The following is an 18,582-nucleotide window of genomic DNA, read 5'->3' on the forward strand; positions in this document are numbered from 1 at the left end:
CCAAAAAAAGCCCCGGTAATCGGGGCTTATCGTCAGGGAGTCAGAGTTTCCAGTCCGCCCATGTAGGGCCGCAACACCTCGGGCACGGTGACTGAACCGTCGGCATTCTGGTAGTTCTCCAACACAGCCACCAGTGTCCGGCCGACAGCCAGACCTGAGCCATTCAGCGTATGCAGCAATTCCGGTTTGTTGGTTTCCGGGTTGCGATAGCGGCCTTGCATGCGGCGTGCCTGATAGTCCGTCATGTTCGAGCAGGATGAAATTTCGCGGTAGGTGTTCTGCGCTGGCAACCAGACTTCCAGGTCGTAAGTCTTGGCTGAGCTGAAGCCCAGATCACCACCACACAGCAGCACTTTGCGGTACGGCAATTCCAGCTTCTGCAGAATGACTTCGGCATGGCCGACCAAATCTTCCAACGCCTGCATCGAGGTTTCCGGCCGCACCAGGTGCACCAGTTCCACCTTCTCAAACTGATGCTGACGAATCATGCCGCGCACATCGCGGCCGTAGCTGCCCGCTTCACTGCGATAGCACAACGAATGTGCGGCAAAGCGCAGCGGCAGTTGGCTGGCGTCCAGAATTTCATCGCGCGCCAGGTTGGTCAGCGGTACTTCGGCGGTCGGAATCAGGTAGTAGTCCTGTTCGACATTCAGCTTGAACAAGTCCTCTTCGAACTTGGGCAACTGACCGGTGCCAACCAGTGAATCACGATTGACGATGGTCGGCACGTTGGCTTCCAGGTAACCGTGTTCGTCAACGTGCGTGTTCAACATGAATTGCGCCAAAGCGCGGTGCAGTCGAGCGATCGGGCCACTCATAACGGCAAAGCGGCTGCCGGTCAATTTGGCGGCCTGTTCGAAATCGAGGCCACCCAAAGCGGCACCGACGTCGACATGGTCTTTAACCTCAAAGTCGAACTGACGCGGTGTGCCCCAGCGGCTGACTTCGAGGTTGTCATTTTCGTCTTTGCCGGCGGGTACCGCTTCGTCCGGTACGTTGGGAATGTTCTGCATAAAGGCGTCGAGTTCTGCCTGCAGATCTTTCAGTTCGGTTTCCTTGGCGCCCAGTGTTGCAGCAATACTGTCCAGTGTTTTCTGCACTTCGGCTTTGGCGTCATCAACGCTCATGCCCTGCCCGACCAATTGGCCAATCTGTTTGGAAGCCTTCTTGCGCTCGGCTTGCAGCTGTTCAGTCTCGACCTGCAAACCTTTGCGACGGGACTCCAGCGATTCAAACGCGGACACATCCAGCGAATAGCCTTTCACCTTGAGGCGAGCGGCCAAGGGTTCGATGTCCTGTCGGAGGCGTTTGATGTCGAGCATGAATTGGATTCCTGTTTGGTGATTCGATCAATGAAAAATGGCCCCTCGGGCCAGCGCGCTAGAATAACAGTTTGGCCAGCCCTAAGCCCAGCGCGGCGGCGGCGAGGCAGGCAAGCACCGAGCCGACAACGTACAAGGTCGCCGATACATAATGCTGCTGCTCGATCAGTACCAGGCTTTCAATCGCAAAGCTGGAAAAGGTGGTAAACGCGCCCAGCATGCCAACCACGACCAGCGAACGCCCCACCCCACTGGGATCGGTGTGTTTGAGCGCAAAGAACACAAAGGCCAGTCCAATCACAAAACTGCCGGCGACATTGGCCGTTAAGGTGCCCCACGGAAAGTGGCCGCTGTTGTGACGGTTAACCAGTTGCACCACGGCAAAGCGCCCCATGGCGCCCAGGCTGCCGCCCAGTGCCACTGCCAACCAATGTGCCCAACTCAGCATGATGTCAGTCTCCCCGCTCTGTTTTGGCTTCGGCGTCCAGTTGACGCAGGAAGGCCAGCTTTTCAGCAATTTTCTTTTCCAGGCCGCGATCAACCGGCTGGTAAAAGGTTTCGTCGGTTAACCCGTCCGGCAAGTACTGTTCACCGGCGGCGTAGGCGTGTGGTTCGTCGTGGGCGTAACGGTACTGCGCGCCGTAACCCAAATCCTTCATCAGCCCGGTGGGGGCGTTGCGTAAATGCACCGGCACTTCGCGACTGCGGTCGGAACGCACCACATCCATCATGCGGTTGAACGCCGTGTAGACGGCGTTGCTCTTCGGCGCGCAAGCGAGATAAACGCAGGCGTGCGCCAGCGCCAGTTCGCCTTCGGGTGTGCCCAACCGCTCCTGAACCTGCCAGGCATCCATAGCGATGGTCAGCGCGCGAGGATCGGCGTTGCCGATGTCTTCGCTGGCCATGCGCACCAGACGGCGGGCGATGTAGAACGGATCGCAGCCGCCGTCGAGCATGCGGCACAGCCAATACAGCGCACCGTCGGGTGATGAGCCGCGTACGCTTTTGTGCAAGGCGGAAATCTGGTCGTAGAAAGCATCGCCGCCTTTATCAAAACGGCGCGTCTGGCCTTGCGTCATCTGGCCGAGCCGTTCGGCGGTCAGGCCTTCGCTGTCGTCGGCGTACAGGTCGGCCGCCAATTCCAACAGGTTGTAGAGACGGCGAGCGTCGCCATCGGCAAGCTGGAACAGGGTCTGGCGGGTTGCGTCGTCAATTTTTAAGCGCCCGACTTTGGCATCGCCATTCTGGGCTTGTTTGAGCAACTGAGCCATGTCGGCATCGTCGAGCGATTTCAGCGGGTAGACGCGCGCGCGCGACAGCAAAGCCGCATTCAATTCGAAACTGGGGTTTTCTGTGGTTGCGCCGACGAAAACGAAGGTGCCGTCTTCGACATAAGGCAGGAAGGCGTCTTGCTGGGCTTTGTTGAAGCGGTGCACTTCATCGACAAACAACAAGGTGCGTTTGCCTTCAACGGCGGCCTGCTGCGCTCGTTCGGCGGCGGCCTTGATGTCTTTGACGCCGGCCTGCACGGCAGACAAGGGTTCAAACCGGCTGGCCGTGCTGTGGGCGAGCAATCGAGCCAAGGTCGTTTTGCCTACGCCCGGCGGCCCCCAGAAAATCATCGAATGCAGTTGGTCGCGTTCAATCGCCTGTCGCAGTGGCTGGCCTTCACCTAAGACGTGAATTTGACCAACGTAATCACTCAGAGCAGTTGGCCGCAGGCGCTCGGCCAGCGGCTTGAAGACGTCATTGGCATCAGCGGCAAACAGGTCCATTACATCTGCTCGAAGACGTCGGTACCGGCCGGCGGGTCGAATTCAAAGGTCTTGGCTGGGAACACCAAACCCGTTTGAACGTCACTGAAACGGATGCGGGTATCCTGGCCCAGGTTATCGGTCAATCGGATCTGATTGATGTCGCCATCGACAAACACCAACGTCAGTTCACTGAAGACGGCGTTTTCGTCGGTCGGATACAGCCGGTAGCTGGTTAATTCGTCGTTGCTGGCTTCGGTGACTTGGTACGACGTCGACAAGGTTGATCTCGGTTGCGCCAGAATCATCGCCGGTGACTGGCGAATCTGATCGCCCACCGCCTGATAGGTGGCCTGGGCCAGGTCCGGATCGTAAACCCAGAGCGTTTCGCCATCGGAAATCACCGATTGTTCGTACGGCGCTGTAACTTGCCAAACAAAACGCAGCGGCCGGGCAATCTGCATCAAGCCGCTGGATTGGTCGCCACGCAGTTCGCCTTCGGCAAAGGTTTCCTGTTCAAAATGAGCGCTCAATGTGGCGGTGGCTTCCAGGCGCTCGATCAGCCGATCGCGCGCCGCTTCATCGGCCTGAGCCAGACCTGCGGTTGCTAACAGCAATAACAGACTCAATCGCTTCATCATGCTTCCTCAAAGTGCCGGGGGCGGCGCAACCAAAACTTCACGCGTGCCATTGTGACCTGCGGCGCTGACAATGCCGGCGGCTTCCATGGCGTCTACCAGGCGGGCCGCGCGGTTGTAGCCGATACGCAACTTGCGCTGCACTGCCGAAATTGAGGCTTTGCGGCTTTGGGTGACGAAGGCCACGGCCTCGTCGAACAACGGGTCGGATTCGGCATCGTCACCGCCTTCGTCCAGGCTCGGCACGCCGGGCAGATCGGCATCGCCACCGCTGAGAATTTCTTCGATGTAATCCGGCGCGCCGCGTTTTTTCCATTCATCGACGACGCGATGCACCTCGTCGTCGTCAACGAAGGCACCGTGCACCCGCACCGGCAAACCGGTGCCCGGTGGCAAATACAGCATGTCACCGTGGCCCAACAGTTGTTCAGCGCCGCCTTGATCCAAGATGGTGCGTGAGTCGATCTTTGACGACACCTGAAACGCGATGCGGGTTGGAATGTTGGCTTTGATCAAGCCGGTAATGACATCCACCGACGGGCGCTGAGTCGCCAGAATCAAATGAACCCCGGCCGCCCTCGCCTTTTGCGCCAGACGCGCGATCAGTTCTTCCACTTTTTTGCCGACGATCATCATCATGTCGGCAAATTCATCGACCACGACCACGATGAATGGCATCGGTTCCAATTCCGGCGCTGGCGCGTGCGGATCGAGCTGAACCGTCGGGTCGTAAAGCGGATCGCGAATCGGATCGCCAGCCTTGCGGGCATCGGTGATCTTCTTGTTGAAACCGGCCAGATTGCGCACACCCACCGACGCCATCAGTTTGTAGCGCCGTTCCATTTCCGCCACACACCAGCGCAGGCCGTTGGCGGCGTCTTTCATGTCGGTGATCACAGGGGTCAGCAGATGCGGAATGCCTTCATAGACCGACAGCTCCAGCATTTTGGGGTCGACCAGAATCATCCGCACTTCTTCTGGCGTCGCCTTGAACAAGATGCTGCACAGCATGGCGTTGACGCCGACCGACTTGCCCGAGCCCGTGGTACCGGCGACCAGCAAATGCGGCATCTTGCCCAGATCGGCACAGACCGGCGTACCGGAAATGTCGTCACCCAGTGCCAGCGTTAACGGTGACTTGGCTTTGTCGTAGACCGGCGAACGCAGTACGTCGCTGAGCCGAACGATGTCGCGTTTTTCGTTGGGGATTTCGATGCCGACGGTGGTCTTGCCCGGAATAATCTCCACGACTCGCACACTGACCAGCGCCATCGAGCGCGCCAGATCCTTCGCCAGATTGGCAATTTTTGAGACTTTCACGCCGGCGGCCGGCTGAATTTCAAACCGGGTAATCACCGGACCAGGCGCCACTTCGGTGACTTCAGCTTCAACGCCAAAATCCTTGAGCTTGATTTCCAACAGCCGCGACATGGCTTCCAGCGCTTCTTCGCTGTAGCCACCGACGCTGTCGTGTTCGCTCGATTGCAGCAGGCTCAGCTCCGGCAGCGCGGTATTGGCACTGCTGCCTTCAAACAAAGGCTGCTGACGTTCTTTCTCCACCCGTTCGCTGGGTTTAGCGACGCGCGGCAATAACGGCTTGATTTGCGGTGGTTTGCGTTTGGCTTGCTTTTCCAGCTGGACTTCAAGATTGGCCTTGCGCGACTCAATCACCTGCTGGCGTTGCACGTCTTCTTCATGACGGCGTTTGCGCGCATGGCGACGATCACGCAGCCGATCAAACAGACCCAACAAACCGCGGCCCAGTTTCTCCATGACCACGAGCCAGGAGACGTTCATGGCAATGGTCAAAGAAATAAACCAAAGCACGACCAACATCAGCGTAGTGCCGGTCATGCCTAGCGATGGATAGATGAGTTCAGACAACCAGATGCCGAGGAAACCACCGGCACTGGCTCGCGATGACGATGCCACATGCACAGTAGCCAGAGCACAACTCACTGCCACAAAGAGCAGCCAGCCGAGAGTTCTCAGTGCAATCAGCACCGGGTTCCAGTGCAGGCCTTCGCGGCGGTCACGAAAAGTGGCCCAGGCGCGATAGAAGAAGATGATGGGTAATCCGTATGCCAGGCCGCCAATCAGGCTGAACAGCAGCGACGAAATCCAGGCACCGGCACGTCCGGCTAAATTGCGAACGCCCTCGCCTGCGCCGGAAAACGCCCAACCCGGATCGGACGGGTTGAAGCTCATCAGCGCAATCAACAAATAGACGCCGATAGCGAGCGACAGCAGCAAGCTGCCTTCCAGCAGCAAGCGTTGTTTCAGGTCAAGTACGCGGTCGTCGTCCCGCGCGCGTGCGGATTTCTGCGTCACCGATGATCCCTTACATACCCAGACCGGAACTGGCCGGTCGTATTTTACCGAAGGACAAGCCCGGCACACATTGGCAAGCTCGGTCCACTGCCCCTAAGATACCACAGACACTGGGCCAACTTATTGATACATCAAGCATTTTTATGCCTCAGATTGCCTGGCTCGACGCTGAACAACCACCCGACTTCCCGCCCACTCAGGAAGCATTAACTGCGCCCAATGGCCTGCTCGCTGCAGGTGGAGCCTTGCGCCCGGAATGGCTGGTGGCGGCTTATCAGCGTGGCATCTTCCCCTGGTTCAACGAAGGCGAGCCGATTTTATGGTGGTCGCCGTCACCGCGTATGGTATTGCTGCCGGGCAGCATGTCCGTTTCGCGCAGTCTGAAAAAGGCGTATCGCCGTCAACCTGTAACATTGGCCGTCAATGGTAATTTTAAAGCGGTGATACAGGCATGCCGTGAACCGCGCACCGGTCAAGGCGGCACCTGGATTACCGATGAGATGATGGCAGCCTACTGTGAATTGAATCGACTGGGTTGGGCGCACAGCATCGAAGTCTATCAGCGAGGCGACCTCATTGGTGGACTCTACGGTTTAGGTATCGAAAAGCTGTTCTATGGTGAAAGCATGTTTTCGCGCCAGCCCAACGCATCCAAATTCGCCTTTTTAGGACTCAGCGCCTGGGCAGCAGAAGCGAAGCTGCGCTTGATCGATTGCCAGGTCTACAATGATCACCTCGCCAGTCTGGGTGCCGTTGAGATTGAGCGAGATCGGTTTGAAAGCGCTTTGCCAACAGAAACTGTTCCATTGGCACCACCGACAACCGATCGATTGAACCAGTTGTTACAGGCTCAATTGGGCAACTCCCGATAGCAGCAGGGTCCATTGTGAGCAGCGTCGACAAAGACTCTCAGGAAACCATCAAGCTGTTTCGTACCGGTGAACACCGGTGCAGTTACCTACCTGATCAACAGGCGCGGACGTTGTTTCTGGATCCGGACCTGGATTTTGACCAGGGCCTCTATGAACAGCTGATGCATCTTGGGTTTCGTCGCTCCGGCCAACATCTATATCGTCCCGATTGCCAGGCTTGCGGCGCTTGTCTGCCTTCTCGGGTACGTGTTGATGCCTTCGACTGGAAACGGCGCTTTCGCCGTATTTTGAAACTCAACGCCGATCTAAACGTGCAGCGGTTGCCCTGTGAAATCCGTGATGAACATTATCAGTTGTACGAACGGTACCTGGGCGGACGTCACAGTGACGGCGACATGTACCCACCCAAACAAGACAGTTACCAGGATTTCCTGCTCAGCCGCCCCGATCTGGGATTCATCCTGGAGTTTCGCCTGCAAAACCAATTAATGGCCGTTGCGTTCACCGATCAACTGCAAACCGGGTTATCCGCGACCTACACCTTTTTCGACCCGGAGCACCACAAGCGCAGCCTGGGTACTTTCGCCATCCTCAGCCAGTTGCTGTTGTGCCAGCAACTCAAACTGCCCTTCCTCTATCTGGGTTACTGGGTGCCGGGTTCCCGGCAGATGCAATACAAAGCGGACTTCCGCCCGCTGGACATTCTGGTCAATCGTCAATGGCGCACACTGAACGATCCATTGATCGACACTCTGTCGTTATCCGACCCGTTATAACTGCCTGATTTAGGCCCAATTTTTTTGATCATTGGCGCATTTTCAGGCAGAATGCCCGCCGGTTTGAACTTTCCAAACGGGGCCGAGCGCCATCCCGCCCTGTCGCAACCCGCAGAGGACTGCAAAAGCATCTATGGCAAAAGAAGACGTCATTGAAATGGAAGGGGAAATTCTCGATACCCTTCCCAACACCATGTTTCGCGTCAAGCTGGAAAACGGCCATGTCATCACGGCTCATATTTCTGGCAAGATGCGTAAGAATTACATTCGCATCCTGACCGGCGACAAGGTCAAGGTGGAGTTGACGCCTTACGACCTGACCAAAGGCCGTATCGTCTATCGCGCTCGCTAACGCGCACTGTTTTAACGCCATAAAAAAAGCACCCATTCGGGTGCTTTTTGTTTTTTAGCTCAGTGGAAAAACCTCAGGCAGTTGCCACCTCTTCTTCTTCCACCTGCAACGACAGTTCGTTGTCACGCACACGCAGCTTGACTGTACCGCCCTTACTCAATGGGCCGAATAGAATCAAATCGGCCAACGGGCGTTTGACCTTGTCCTGAATCAGACGACTCATAGGGCGTGCACCCATGGACTTGTCGTAGCCTTTTTCAGCCAGCCATTCACGCGACGCTTCATCCACTTCCAGCATGACGCCTTTGTCATCCAACTGCGCCTGCAGCTCGGTGAGGAATTTGTCGACGATGTTGATCACCACTTCCATCGGCAAGGCACCAAATTGGACAATGCCATCCAGTCGGTTGCGGAATTCCGGCGTAAAGGTCCGACGCAGTACTTCCATGCCGTCAGTGCTGTTGTCCTGGGTGGTGAAGCCCACACCGCGTTTGTTCAACATTTCCGCGCCAGCGTTGCTGGTCATGATCAGAATAACGTTACGGAAATCGGCTTTGCGGCCGTTGTTGTCGGTCAGGGTTCCGTGGTCCATCACCTGCAACAGCAGATTGAAAACATCCGGATGCGCCTTCTCGATTTCATCCAGCAGCAAGACTGCGTGCGGATGTTTGGTGACGCCATCGGTCAGCAATCCGCCCTGGTCAAAACCGATGTAACCCGGGGGTGCACCAATCAGACGTGAGGCTGTGTGGCGTTCCATGTATTCGGACATGTCAAAGCGCAGCAACGGAATACCCAAAGATTCAGACAACTGCTTGCTGACTTCGGTTTTACCCACGCCCGTCGGGCCGGCAAACAGGAAGGAGCCAATCGGCTTGTCCGCTGGTTTAAGACCGGCACGGGCCAATTTGATCGCGGATGCCAATTGTTCGATCGCCTGTTCCTGACCGAAGACAGTCATCTTCAGGTTGCGCTCAAGGCTTTCCAGCACTTCCTTATCGTTGCGGCTGACACTTTTCTCAGGAATGCGCGCGATGGAAGCGATGACCTTTTCAACGTCCGGAACACCAATGGATTTCTTGCGCTTGCTGGACGGCAACAGTCGCTGCGCCGCGCCAGCTTCATCGATGACATCAATGGCTTTGTCGGGTAAATGACGGTCGGTAATGTACCGAGCTGACAACTCCGCTGCGGCCTTCAAAGCCTTGTCGGTGTATTTGAGGTGATGGTGTTCCTCAAAGCGCGATTTCAGACCTTTCAGAATGCGGTAAGTCTCATCCACCGACGGCTCAGTGACATCGATTTTCTGGAAACGACGCGTCAGTGCGCTGTCTTTTTCAAAGATGCCACGGAATTCCTGGAAGGTGGTTGAGCCCATGCACCGCAACTCACCAGAGCTGAGCATCGGCTTCAACAAGTTCGAAGCATCCATCACGCCACCAGAGGCCGCGCCAGCACCGATGATGGTGTGAATTTCATCGATGAAGAGGATGGCTTTTTCTTTTTTCTTCAATTCAGCCAGCAACGACTTCAGGCGTTTTTCAAAATCGCCACGGTATTTGGTACCGGCCAGCAAAGCACCCAGGTCCAGTGAATACACCTGAGCGTTCTGAACGATATCCGGTACGTCGCCATCCACGATTCGCTTGGCGAGACCTTCGGCGATGGCGGTTTTACCAACACCGGTTTCACCCACCAAAAGCGGGTTGTTCTTACGGCGGCGAGACAGAATCTGAATCACGCGCTCCACTTCGTGCTCGCGACCGACCAATGGATCAATGCGACCACGGCGAGCTTGTTCATTCAGGTTGGCAGCAAAGCTTTCCAACGCACTGCCCTGCACACCATCGGCGCCAGCTTCTTCCTGCTGATCACTGAAATCTTCGTTGGGCTGGGCATTCTCGCTTTGCACCTTAGAGATGCCGTGAGCAATGAAATTGACCACATCAATGCGCGAGATGCTTTGTTGCTTGAGGAAGAAAACCGCCTGGCTTTCCTGCTCAGAAAAAATCGCAACCAGCACGTTGGCGCCAGTGACTTCTTTCTTACCCGACGATTGAACGTGGAAGACTGCCCGCTGCAGCACGCGCTGGAAACCCAGCGTCGGTTGCGTTTCGCGCTCGTCGTCTTCTTTGGGAATCAACGGTGTTGTGGAATCAATGAATTCGGTCAGATCGCGCCGCAACTGGGCAATATCGGCGGCACAGGCATTGAGTACCTCGGCAGCAGCATTGTTGTCGAGCAGAGCTAACAACAAGTGCTCGACCGTCATGAACTCGTGGCGCTTGGACCGGGCTTCTTTGAACGCGTTATTTAACGTCAGTTCAAGATCTTTACTTAACATGGCAACAGACCCTCTCGCAGATCACTCGTCATCGACCTCTTCGACCTCACACACCAGGGGGTGCTCGTTATCCCTGGAGTATTGGTTGACCATAGCTGCCTTGGTCTCGGCGATGTCCTTAGTATAGACACCGCATACGCCTTTTCCTTGTGTATGCACCGTCAACATTACCTGAGTTGCCTTCTCTCGTGACATATAAAAGAAGGCTTCCAGAATATGTACAACAAATTCCATGGGGGTGTAGTCGTCGTTCAGCAAGACCACCCGATACAGCGGCGGCTGTTTGAGCTCAGGTTTGCTGGTTTCTAACGCCACACCCTGATCGTCGTCATCAGCCGGATCTTCCGGCCCCAGACGGCTTAACAGCATCTTTCGGGCCAAAACAGGACGTAATGAGTCGTTGATGCCTGGAACACTCAACTTCATATCAAACTGCCCGTTATCAGTGAATGCATAGCGGATGAATTTACGATTGGCTGGTCGGCGGGGGCCGTGGTGGTCATTTTCTGTACCGGGTGTTGAACTCTGGTTGAACCCAAGAACTTCGCTACCTAGCGCTCTTTTGACCAGAGCACCTAATGTGCGTCCAATCCTCCGACCCTTCAATGGGGGTTGACTTCGTTGAATCAACAGCCAACCATTAGCTCGACGCCGAATCGTATATTTTGTGATCAGCGCGACTGAAACCCTAGGGTTTCAGCGACTCTGGATCAGGATGTACCAGCGATGACTCAATAACGATTGAACGGCGTTGAACGTTAGTGAGATTTGCCCATCGGCACTTCACCAGCTTCAATTCCAGCTACGCTAACGCTTCGACGCCCCGACGTCAGCATCGGAAGCACTTAGCTACCAGGGTGGCTTCCAGGCTCAGTCTAACGTGGTTGTAAGGAGTCCGTTATGCCGGTAGGGAAAGTAAAATGGTTCAACAACGCCAAAGGGTTCGGGTTTGTCGTTTGCGATGAACACGAAGAAGATCTCTTTGCCCATTACTCCTCCATCCAGATGGAAGGCTACAAAACGCTGAAAGCCGGACAGGCCGTGGAATTTGATACGGTCAAAGCCGAGCGAGGCATTCATGCCGTGAACATTCGAGTATTGCCGGAAACGGCGGGTACCGAGCGTTCAACATCTCACCAGCGGAACGAAGCGAAGGAGCGCTCAACCAGTACCAGCGAACACACCTAGAAGAATAATCATAAAACCCAATTGACTGCTTAAACAGCAGTATGCCTGGCCGATCCAGGCAATGATGAAAAGCCCTCCCCTGAACGGTGAGGGCTTTTTTAATGGCTACCGAGAATGTCGGTGCCATAAAAAACCGCGCTGAAGCGCGGTTTAAAATCAGACATAAGCCCGTTGAGTGATCAGACTTATAGCCCGTCAATAATGGCGTTCAATGTCGCGCTGGGACGCATCACCTTGGCAGCCAATTCAGCGTCAAACCGGTAGTAACCACCGATATCGACACCCTTACCCTGAACCGATACCAACTCGTTCACGATGCTGTCTTCGGCATCGGACATGGCTTTGTAGACGGACGTAAACGTCGATTTCAATTCAGCGTCATCGGACTGATTGGCCAATGCTTCAGCCCAATACAACGCCAGGTAGAAATGCGAACCGCGGTTATCGATGCCACCTACCCGACGCGTCGGCGATTTATTTTCGACCAGGAACTTAGCAGTTGCCTCGTCCAGCGTTTTGCCCAATACCGCCGCTTTTGGCAAACCAGCGACCGTCGACAAATGCTCCAAAGAGGCCGCCAGCGCCAGGAATTCGCCCAGAGAATCCCAACGCAGATAGTTTTCAGACAACAGCTGTTCAACGTGCTTAGGCGCAGAACCGCCGGCCCCGGTTTCGAACAGACCGCCACCGTTCATCAGTGGTACGACCGACAACATCTTGGCGGACGTTCCCAGTTCCAGAATCGGGAACAGATCCGTCAGGTAGTCGCGCAACACGTTACCGGTGACGGAGATGGTGTTCTCACCTTTCTTAACGCGATCCAGCGTAAAACGGGTGGCGTCTTCTGGTGACATGATGCGAATGTCCAGACCCGACGTATCGAATTCCGGCAGGTAGGCGTTGACCTTTTTGATCAATTCCGCGTCGTGAGCGCGTTCAGCGTTAAGCCAGAAAATGGCCGGCCAACCGGTTGCGCGAGCACGGGTCACAGCCAGTTTCACCCAATCTTTGATCGGTGCATCTTTGGCCTGACACATCCGCCAGATATCACCGGCTTCAACATCGTGCGACATCAACACGGTGCCATCAGCATCGACGACGCGCATGGTACCGTCGGTCGGCGCTTCGAAGGTTTTATCGTGTGAGCCATATTCTTCGGCTTTCTGAGCCATCAGACCCACGTTAGGCACAGTGCCCATGGTGCGTGGATCGAAGGCGCCATTCTTCTTACAGAAATCGATGGTTTCCTGATAGACACCGGCGTAGCAGCGATCCGGAATCATGGCGACGGAGTCGTGCAGCTTGCCATCCGGCCCCCACATTTGACCGGATGAGCGAATCATCGCCGGCATGGACGCATCGATAATGACGTCGTTCGGTACGTGCAGGTTGGTGATGCCTTTGTCGGAATTGACCATGGCCAATTCCGGGCGGCTCGCAAAGGCAGCCTGGATATCTGCTTCGATCGCCGCGCGCTCAGCCGCAGACAGCTCAGCGATTTTGGTCAGCACATCGTTAAAACCGTTTTTCACATTCACACCCAGCTTTTCAAAGCTGCTGGCATGCTTGGTGAAGACGTCCTTAAAGAACACTTCGACGGCGTGGCCGAACATGATCGGATCGGACACTTTCATCATGGTTGCTTTTAAATGCAGCGACAGCAGAACGCCTTCGGCTTTGGCTTCTTCTGTGGCTTTTTCGTAGAAGGCGCGCAACTTCGCGATGCTCATACGAGAAGAATCGATGACCTCGCCGGCCTGTAGCTTCAGCGATTTCAATACTTCCACGTCACCATTGGAGACCAGCTCAATGCGGACCTCAGTGGCTTTATCGACGGTCACAGACTGTTCACTGCCGAAAAAATCGCCATCGGTCATGTGAGCAACGCGTGTTTTGGAGGCCGATGACCATTCACCCATCGAATGCGGGTTGGCACGTGCATAGGCCTTAACCGACTCCGGCGCGCGACGGTCGGAGTTGCCTTCGCGCAACACCGGGTTTACCGCACTGCCTTTTACGCGGTCGTAACGTGCCTGAATGTCTTTTTCTTTGTCGTTACTCGGATTTACCGGGTATTCCGGCAGCGCGTAACCTTTGGCTTGCAGCTCTTTAATCGCGGCCGCCAATTGTGGGAACGAAGCGCTGATGTTGGGCAATTTGATGATGTTGGCTTCTGGCGTTTTGGCCAGCTCACCCAGATAGGCAAGATCGTCTGACTGACGCTGCGCTTCAGTCAGATAATCGGGAAACTGAGACAGAATGCGGCCGGCTAAAGAGATGTCGCGAATTTCGAATTCAACACCAGACTGAGCGGCAAAGGCGCGAATAATGGGGAGCAAAGAATAGGTCGCCAGCGCAGGGGCTTCGTCGGTCTCGGTATAAATAATGGTGGGATTCTTGGTAGCCATTCTTACTCCTGTAAAGGGTTTTGCTGAGGCAAAAGCGCGGGGATTGGCAGTGACCTAACGGAATGTTGATCGCTCACAGATAGTGCAACCCCCGAATGATGAATCAACGACAAGACGGTCTCGGTGTTGGAACACCCCTGTGTGGAAACAGGGCTAGATTGTGTCGAGCAGCGACCAGAGCCTTGGTTCGGGCGCATAATTTGTGGTTTTTCGTCAAAAATTGCAAGCTAGACCATTGGCCCAAAGCCCGCAAATTCACGTGACCGTTTTAGTTATGAGTTTGTTATGAGCACCATCGTTCTGTTCAACAAACCCTTTCGGGTTCTGTGCCAATTTACCGACAACGAAGGCCGCGCCACACTGGCCGATTGGGTTCCCATCCCAGACATCTACGCCGCCGGCCGACTGGACTACGACTCCGAAGGGCTGCTGCTGCTCACAGACGATGGCCCCCTAATCCATCAATTGGCGGACCCGCGTTTCAAAGTACCCAAAGTCTATTACGCCCAGGTTGAAGGCCAACCAAGCGACGAGGATTTACAGCCGCTGCGCGTGGGTATCACGCTGAACGACGGACCAACCCGCCCTATATCGATCGAACGTGTGGACGAACCGTCCTGGCTGTGGGCCCGAAACCCACCAATCCGGGAACGACAGTCGATCCCCACTCAGTGGCTGCGCTTAACCTTAACGGAAGGCCGTAACCGACAGGTTCGACGCATGACCGCTGCCGTCGGTTTCCCAACCCTGCGTTTGATTCGTTGGTCGTTAGGAGATCTGAACCTGGAAAACCTGGTTCCGGGCGAATATCGGACCTTAGATATGAAAACGTTAATAGATAACGGTATAAGAACTTCAGCCAAAAAAAAGCGGCGCCAAAACGACACCGCCTTTTCACAAGTCACAGGCAAAAAGCCCGCAGGAAAGTCGATCAGACGATCGGGTTCACGTCCTGCTCGTAATCAACTTGGTCGTAGCCGAAACCGAAAAGCTTGAAGAACTCTTTCTGGTATTCGGCAAAGTCAGTCAGTTCGCTGACGTTGCTGCTATCAACCTTGTTCCAAATGGCTTCCACTTCGGCCTGAACGTCCGGCTCCAGCTCTTTCAAATCCATGCGGATACGGCCAGCTTCGTCCAGTGTCAATTCAGCACCACTGTACAACTGTTCGGTCAACAGGCCATGCACCTGCTCAATGCAGCCTTCGTTGGTACCGCGTTCTTTCATCACCCGAATCAGGATCGACAAATACAACGGCATGACCGGAATCGCTGAGCTGCTTTGCGTGACCACGGCTTTCAGAACCGATACATGCGCACTGCCGTTCAGTTCCGCTTTCAATTTTTGCTGAATGGCCGTGCATGCACGATCGACGTCCTGCTTGGCGCGGCCGATAGTCGCACCACCGTAGATTGGCCAGGTCAGGTCTTTGCCGATGTAGCTGTAGGCCGTGGTTTGCACGCCCTCGGCCAACACGCCAGCGGCAGAGAGTTGATCAATCCAACGCTCCCAATCTTCACCACCCATCACCTTGACGGTGTTGGCGATTTCTTCGTCAGTAGCCGGTTCAAGCGTGAAATCGGATACTTCTTTGGTGTCGGTGTTCAAGCTCTTACGGGTTACCGGTTCGCCAATGGCTTTCAGCGACGAGGAATAGGTCACGCCCGTTTCAGGGTCAGTCCGGCGTGGCGAGCCTAGGCTGTATACCACCAGATCGACCTTGCCACCCATTTCGTTCTTGATGACATCAATGACCTGAGCCTTGGCTTCGTCGGAAAACGCATCTGCGTTCAACGATTTGGCAAACACGCCTTCGGCTGCCGCAGCTGCTTCAAAGGCTTTGGTGTTGTACCAGCCGGCTGAAGCCGGTCGTTTCTCGGAAGGTTCCTTTTCGAACATCACGCCCAATGTGTTGGCGCCATAGCCGAAAGCCGCTGAAATGCGCGATGCCAGGCCGTAACCATTGGAGCAACCGATGACCAGGACGTTCTTCGGCCCGGCACTCGCCGGCTTGTGGGCTTTAACGTAGTCAATCTGCTCTTCAACATGGACTTTGCAGCCTTTCGGGTGCGCTGTCGTACAGATAAAACCACGAACCTTGGGTTTGATAATCATGCCTAGTATTCCTTGATTAGGTGTATTGCTGTCGGGCCTGACCACTGGCCGGCGCGAATGATCTGCACTTTAGCGCCATTTTACTGTGGCGCGTAGCACAGGACGCCGACCGACGCGCAAAAGACTTGTGAACCTGACGAACAGAGCGGGCGCAGTGCTTGACCCAGTCTCACAGGGGCGTAAGCTCTGCGCGCCCAAGGAGTCTGCCATGCACAGCCGCGATTATCCCCACCTGACGGCCTCCGTTCTGGTGGCCGATCAAGACCGCATTCTGATGGTCAATGAAATAGATAACGGTATACGGGTCTGGAACCAACCCGCCGGACACGTCGAGGTGGGCGAAGACCTCCAGACTGCGGCCATTCGCGAAGCTCTGGAAGAAAGCCGCTATCAGGTACAGCTGACCCATTTGCTCGGCCTGTACCAAAACGTCCATGAAGCCACCGGCATTCACTACCTGCGCGCCTGTTTTATCGCCAACGCTGTGACCCTGGTTGAAAACGCCGTCCTCGACGCCGATATATTGCAGGCCGATTGGCTGCCGCTAAACGCCTTACTGGCTGGCGATTATCCGCTACGCAGCCCCATCGTACGCCAGTGCCTGCTTGATTTTCAGGCCGGCCAGCGGTTCCCACTGAACTGCATTCAACCCATGTTATCTCTGTCGGAGTCCTAAACCTCATGAGCTCGCCCGCCTCCACCAAAGTCATCGTCGGCATGTCCGGCGGTGTCGATTCCTCGGTAACTGCCGCTTTGCTGTTGGAAGCGGGTTATCAGGTGGAAGGTCTGTTCATGAAAAACTGGGACGAAGACGACGGCACCGAATACTGCACCGCCAAAGAAGACCTGGCCGATGCGCAGGCGGTCAGCGATCGTTTGGGCATCAAGCTGCACAAAGCCAACTTTGCCGCCGAATATTGGGACAACGTGTTCGAACATTTCCTGGAGGAATATCAGGCCGGCCGGACACCCAACCCGGACATCCTGTGTAACCGCGAAATCAAGTTCAAAGCCTTTCTCGATTACGCCCTGACGCTTGGTGCCGACCGCATTGCTACCGGGCATTATGCCCGCACCCGGCCCGGCTCGAACGGCGCTGAATTGTTGCGCGGCCTGGATGCCAACAAAGACCAGTCCTATTTCCTGCACGCTGTCGGCCATGAGCAATTCGAGAAAACACTGTTCCCGGTCGGTGAGTTGGAAAAGCCGGAAGTCCGATGTATTGCGGAAAAATATCAACTGGCGACAGCGCGTAAAAAAGACAGCACCGGTATTTGTTTTATCGGCGAGCGCCGTTTCAGCGATTTCCTTAAGCAATACATTCCGGCCCAGCCGGGTGTGATTGAGACATTGGATGGCGAAGTTATCGGCGAACATCAGGGGCTGATGTATTACACCATCGGCCAGCGCCAGGGCCTGGGCATTGGTGGCACTCGCAACCATCCGGAAGCGCCCTGGTTTGTTGCCGCCAAAGATCTTGAACGTAACGTTCTGACCGTGGTTCAAGGCACCAACCATCCGGCCTTGTTCACCAACCGGATGACCTTAAGCCAGATTCATTGGATCAGCGGCCAGGCTCCGCAATTGCCGGCGCAGCTGGCGTGCAAGCATCGCTATCGCCAACCCGATCAGGTCTGCACGCTAAGTGCCACGGACACCGGTTACGAAGTCTCGTTTGCTGAGCCTCAGCGCGCCATCACGCCGGGACAGTCTGCCGTGTTCTACGACGGTGAAGTCTGCCTGGGTGGTGGTGTAATCGAACACAGCTGGCAAGCTGACGCTTGAAAAGCTCGTATCCATTGAGCGCTTCTGTTCACTAAGGGTTTTAAATGTCGCGGACTGAACACCAAGTCATGGCTTTAGCTGGCGTTTTCCAAGCCGCCATTCTGGTCGAGCAATTAGCCCGCCAGGGCAGCATCGATAAAGACACCCTCGCGCTGTGCATCCGCTCAGTATTGAATCTGAACCCCAGCAGCGTCGAAGCCGTGTACGAAGGCGTGGCAGGCATCCGCACTGGCTTGCAGGGCGTACGCGATGTGTTGTCGCGGCGTGGCAGTGGCATTTCCACCGAAGTAATGCGCTACGCCATGGGCATCCTGCACGCGCAACGCAAACTTGCCGGGCGCAACGATTTAATGGACGCCCTGGGCAAGTCGCTCGATCGCGCCGTTGAACAACTGCGCTATTTTGATGATCCGTTGCACGATTCCGTCGTCGGGGCTGCCGCCCGCTGCTATCAGGACAGTGTCAGCAAATTGAGCTTCCGGATTCGAGTCATGGGCAACCCCACCTATCTGCAAAACCCGCGCACCGCCGATCAGGTTCGCGCGCTGCTGTTATTCGGCATTCGCAGCGCACATCTGTGGCAACAACAGGGCGGCCGTCGCTGGCACATTCTGTTTCGCCGCAACGCGCTGTACGACAGTGCCCAACAGTTGCTGCTGCGCCACACCCACTGAGCCCTCGCCTTGGCGCGACGGGCCT

General features: G+C 55.7%; 17 protein-coding genes. 8 read left to right on the top strand and 9 right to left on the bottom strand.

Annotation, left to right across the window (positions count from 1 at the left end):
* Positions 1–32: 32 nt before the first annotated feature.
* The 5 genes from serS to DW349_RS09095 are packed head-to-tail and all read right to left on the bottom strand — an operon-like array spanning position 33 to position 6,045.
* Positions 33–1,322: a serine--tRNA ligase gene (gene serS, locus DW349_RS09075; RefSeq protein WP_108127038.1), complete on the bottom strand. Its 1,290-nt coding sequence runs from the start codon at positions 1,320–1,322 to the stop codon at positions 33–35.
* A 58-nt stretch (positions 1,323–1,380) separates the two neighbouring features.
* The gene (crcB, locus tag DW349_RS09080) at positions 1,381–1,770 is read right to left on the bottom strand and encodes a fluoride efflux transporter CrcB (protein ID WP_108127036.1); all 390 of its coding nucleotides are present in this window, start codon (positions 1,768–1,770) and stop codon (positions 1,381–1,383) included.
* Between the two features lie 4 nt (positions 1,771–1,774).
* Positions 1,775–3,097, bottom strand: a complete 1,323-nt coding sequence (locus DW349_RS09085) for a replication-associated recombination protein A (protein ID WP_108127034.1) — start codon at positions 3,095–3,097, stop codon at positions 1,775–1,777.
* Positions 3,097–3,714 carry an outer membrane lipoprotein periplasmic chaperone LolA gene (lolA, locus tag DW349_RS09090; protein WP_157954441.1) on the bottom strand — a complete coding sequence of 206 codons (618 nt, stop codon included), beginning with the start codon at positions 3,712–3,714 and terminating at the stop codon, positions 3,097–3,099. Before lolA ends, DW349_RS09085 begins: the two co-directional genes overlap by 1 nt.
* A gap of 9 nt (positions 3,715–3,723) precedes the next feature.
* Positions 3,724–6,045 (bottom strand): DNA translocase FtsK, encoded by a 2,322-nt coding sequence (locus DW349_RS09095; RefSeq protein ID WP_108127030.1) that lies wholly within the window; start codon positions 6,043–6,045, stop codon positions 3,724–3,726.
* Positions 6,046–6,047: 2 nt separating this feature from the next.
* Here DW349_RS09095 and aat point away from each other — a divergent pair, with 2 nt between their 5' ends.
* The 3 genes from aat (at position 6,048) to infA (ending at position 8,045) form a co-directional block, all read left to right on the top strand.
* Positions 6,048–6,917 carry a leucyl/phenylalanyl-tRNA--protein transferase gene (aat, locus tag DW349_RS09100; protein ID WP_232819377.1) on the top strand — a complete coding sequence of 290 codons (870 nt, stop codon included), beginning with the start codon at positions 6,048–6,050 and terminating at the stop codon, positions 6,915–6,917.
* A 14-nt stretch (positions 6,918–6,931) separates the two neighbouring features.
* Positions 6,932–7,693 (top strand): arginyltransferase, encoded by a 762-nt coding sequence (locus DW349_RS09105; protein WP_108127026.1) that lies wholly within the window; start codon positions 6,932–6,934, stop codon positions 7,691–7,693.
* A gap of 133 nt (positions 7,694–7,826) precedes the next feature.
* Positions 7,827–8,045, top strand: a complete 219-nt coding sequence (infA, locus tag DW349_RS09110) for a translation initiation factor IF-1 (protein ID WP_008043370.1) — start codon at positions 7,827–7,829, stop codon at positions 8,043–8,045.
* A gap of 73 nt (positions 8,046–8,118) precedes the next feature.
* Here infA and clpA read toward each other — a convergent pair whose 3' ends face one another.
* Both clpA and clpS read right to left on the bottom strand, forming a co-directional pair.
* Positions 8,119–10,389, bottom strand: a complete 2,271-nt coding sequence (gene clpA, locus DW349_RS09115) for an ATP-dependent Clp protease ATP-binding subunit ClpA (RefSeq protein ID WP_108127024.1) — start codon at positions 10,387–10,389, stop codon at positions 8,119–8,121.
* Positions 10,390–10,410: 21 nt separating this feature from the next.
* Positions 10,411–10,758, bottom strand: coding sequence for an ATP-dependent Clp protease adapter ClpS (gene clpS, locus DW349_RS09120; protein WP_108127195.1), 348 nt, complete (start codon positions 10,756–10,758; stop codon positions 10,411–10,413).
* 531 nt (positions 10,759–11,289) lie between these two features.
* Here clpS and DW349_RS09125 point away from each other — a divergent pair.
* Positions 11,290–11,577: a cold shock domain-containing protein gene (locus DW349_RS09125; protein ID WP_108127022.1), complete on the top strand. Its 288-nt coding sequence runs from the start codon at positions 11,290–11,292 to the stop codon at positions 11,575–11,577.
* 185 nt (positions 11,578–11,762) lie between these two features.
* Here the strand turns inward: DW349_RS09125 and DW349_RS09130 are convergent, their stop codons facing one another.
* Positions 11,763–13,985, bottom strand: a complete 2,223-nt coding sequence (locus DW349_RS09130) for an NADP-dependent isocitrate dehydrogenase (protein ID WP_108127020.1) — start codon at positions 13,983–13,985, stop codon at positions 11,763–11,765.
* Positions 13,986–14,270: 285 nt separating this feature from the next.
* On the opposite strand from DW349_RS09130, the gene DW349_RS09135 reads away from it, so the two are divergent.
* Positions 14,271–14,981, top strand: a complete 711-nt coding sequence (locus DW349_RS09135) for a pseudouridine synthase (protein ID WP_108127018.1) — start codon at positions 14,271–14,273, stop codon at positions 14,979–14,981.
* Here the strand turns inward: DW349_RS09135 and fabV are convergent.
* Positions 14,917–16,098, bottom strand: coding sequence for an enoyl-ACP reductase FabV (fabV, locus tag DW349_RS09140; RefSeq protein ID WP_108127016.1), 1,182 nt, complete (start codon positions 16,096–16,098; stop codon positions 14,917–14,919). The two genes, DW349_RS09135 and fabV, sit on opposite strands and share 65 nt — an antisense overlap.
* A 208-nt stretch (positions 16,099–16,306) precedes the next feature.
* Here fabV and DW349_RS09145 point away from each other — a divergent pair, with 208 nt between their 5' ends.
* The 3 genes from DW349_RS09145 to hflD are packed head-to-tail and all read left to right on the top strand — an operon-like array spanning position 16,307 to position 18,557.
* On the top strand, positions 16,307–16,774 hold the full coding sequence (locus DW349_RS09145) for an NUDIX domain-containing protein (protein ID WP_108127014.1): 468 nt from the start codon (positions 16,307–16,309) through the stop codon (positions 16,772–16,774).
* Between the two features lie 5 nt (positions 16,775–16,779).
* Complete coding sequence (gene mnmA, locus DW349_RS09150; RefSeq protein ID WP_108127012.1) at positions 16,780–17,883, top strand: tRNA 2-thiouridine(34) synthase MnmA; 1,104 nt, start codon at positions 16,780–16,782, stop codon at positions 17,881–17,883.
* 44 nt (positions 17,884–17,927) lie between these two features.
* A complete protein-coding gene (gene hflD, locus DW349_RS09155; protein ID WP_108127010.1) occupies positions 17,928–18,557 on the top strand; it encodes a high frequency lysogenization protein HflD in 630 nt (209 codons plus the stop codon).
* Positions 18,558–18,582 lie beyond the last annotated feature (25 nt).

It is taken from the genome of Saccharospirillum mangrovi, from assembly GCF_003367315.1.
In the GTDB taxonomy this organism is placed as follows: domain Bacteria; phylum Pseudomonadota; class Gammaproteobacteria; order Pseudomonadales; family Natronospirillaceae; genus Saccharospirillum; species Saccharospirillum mangrovi.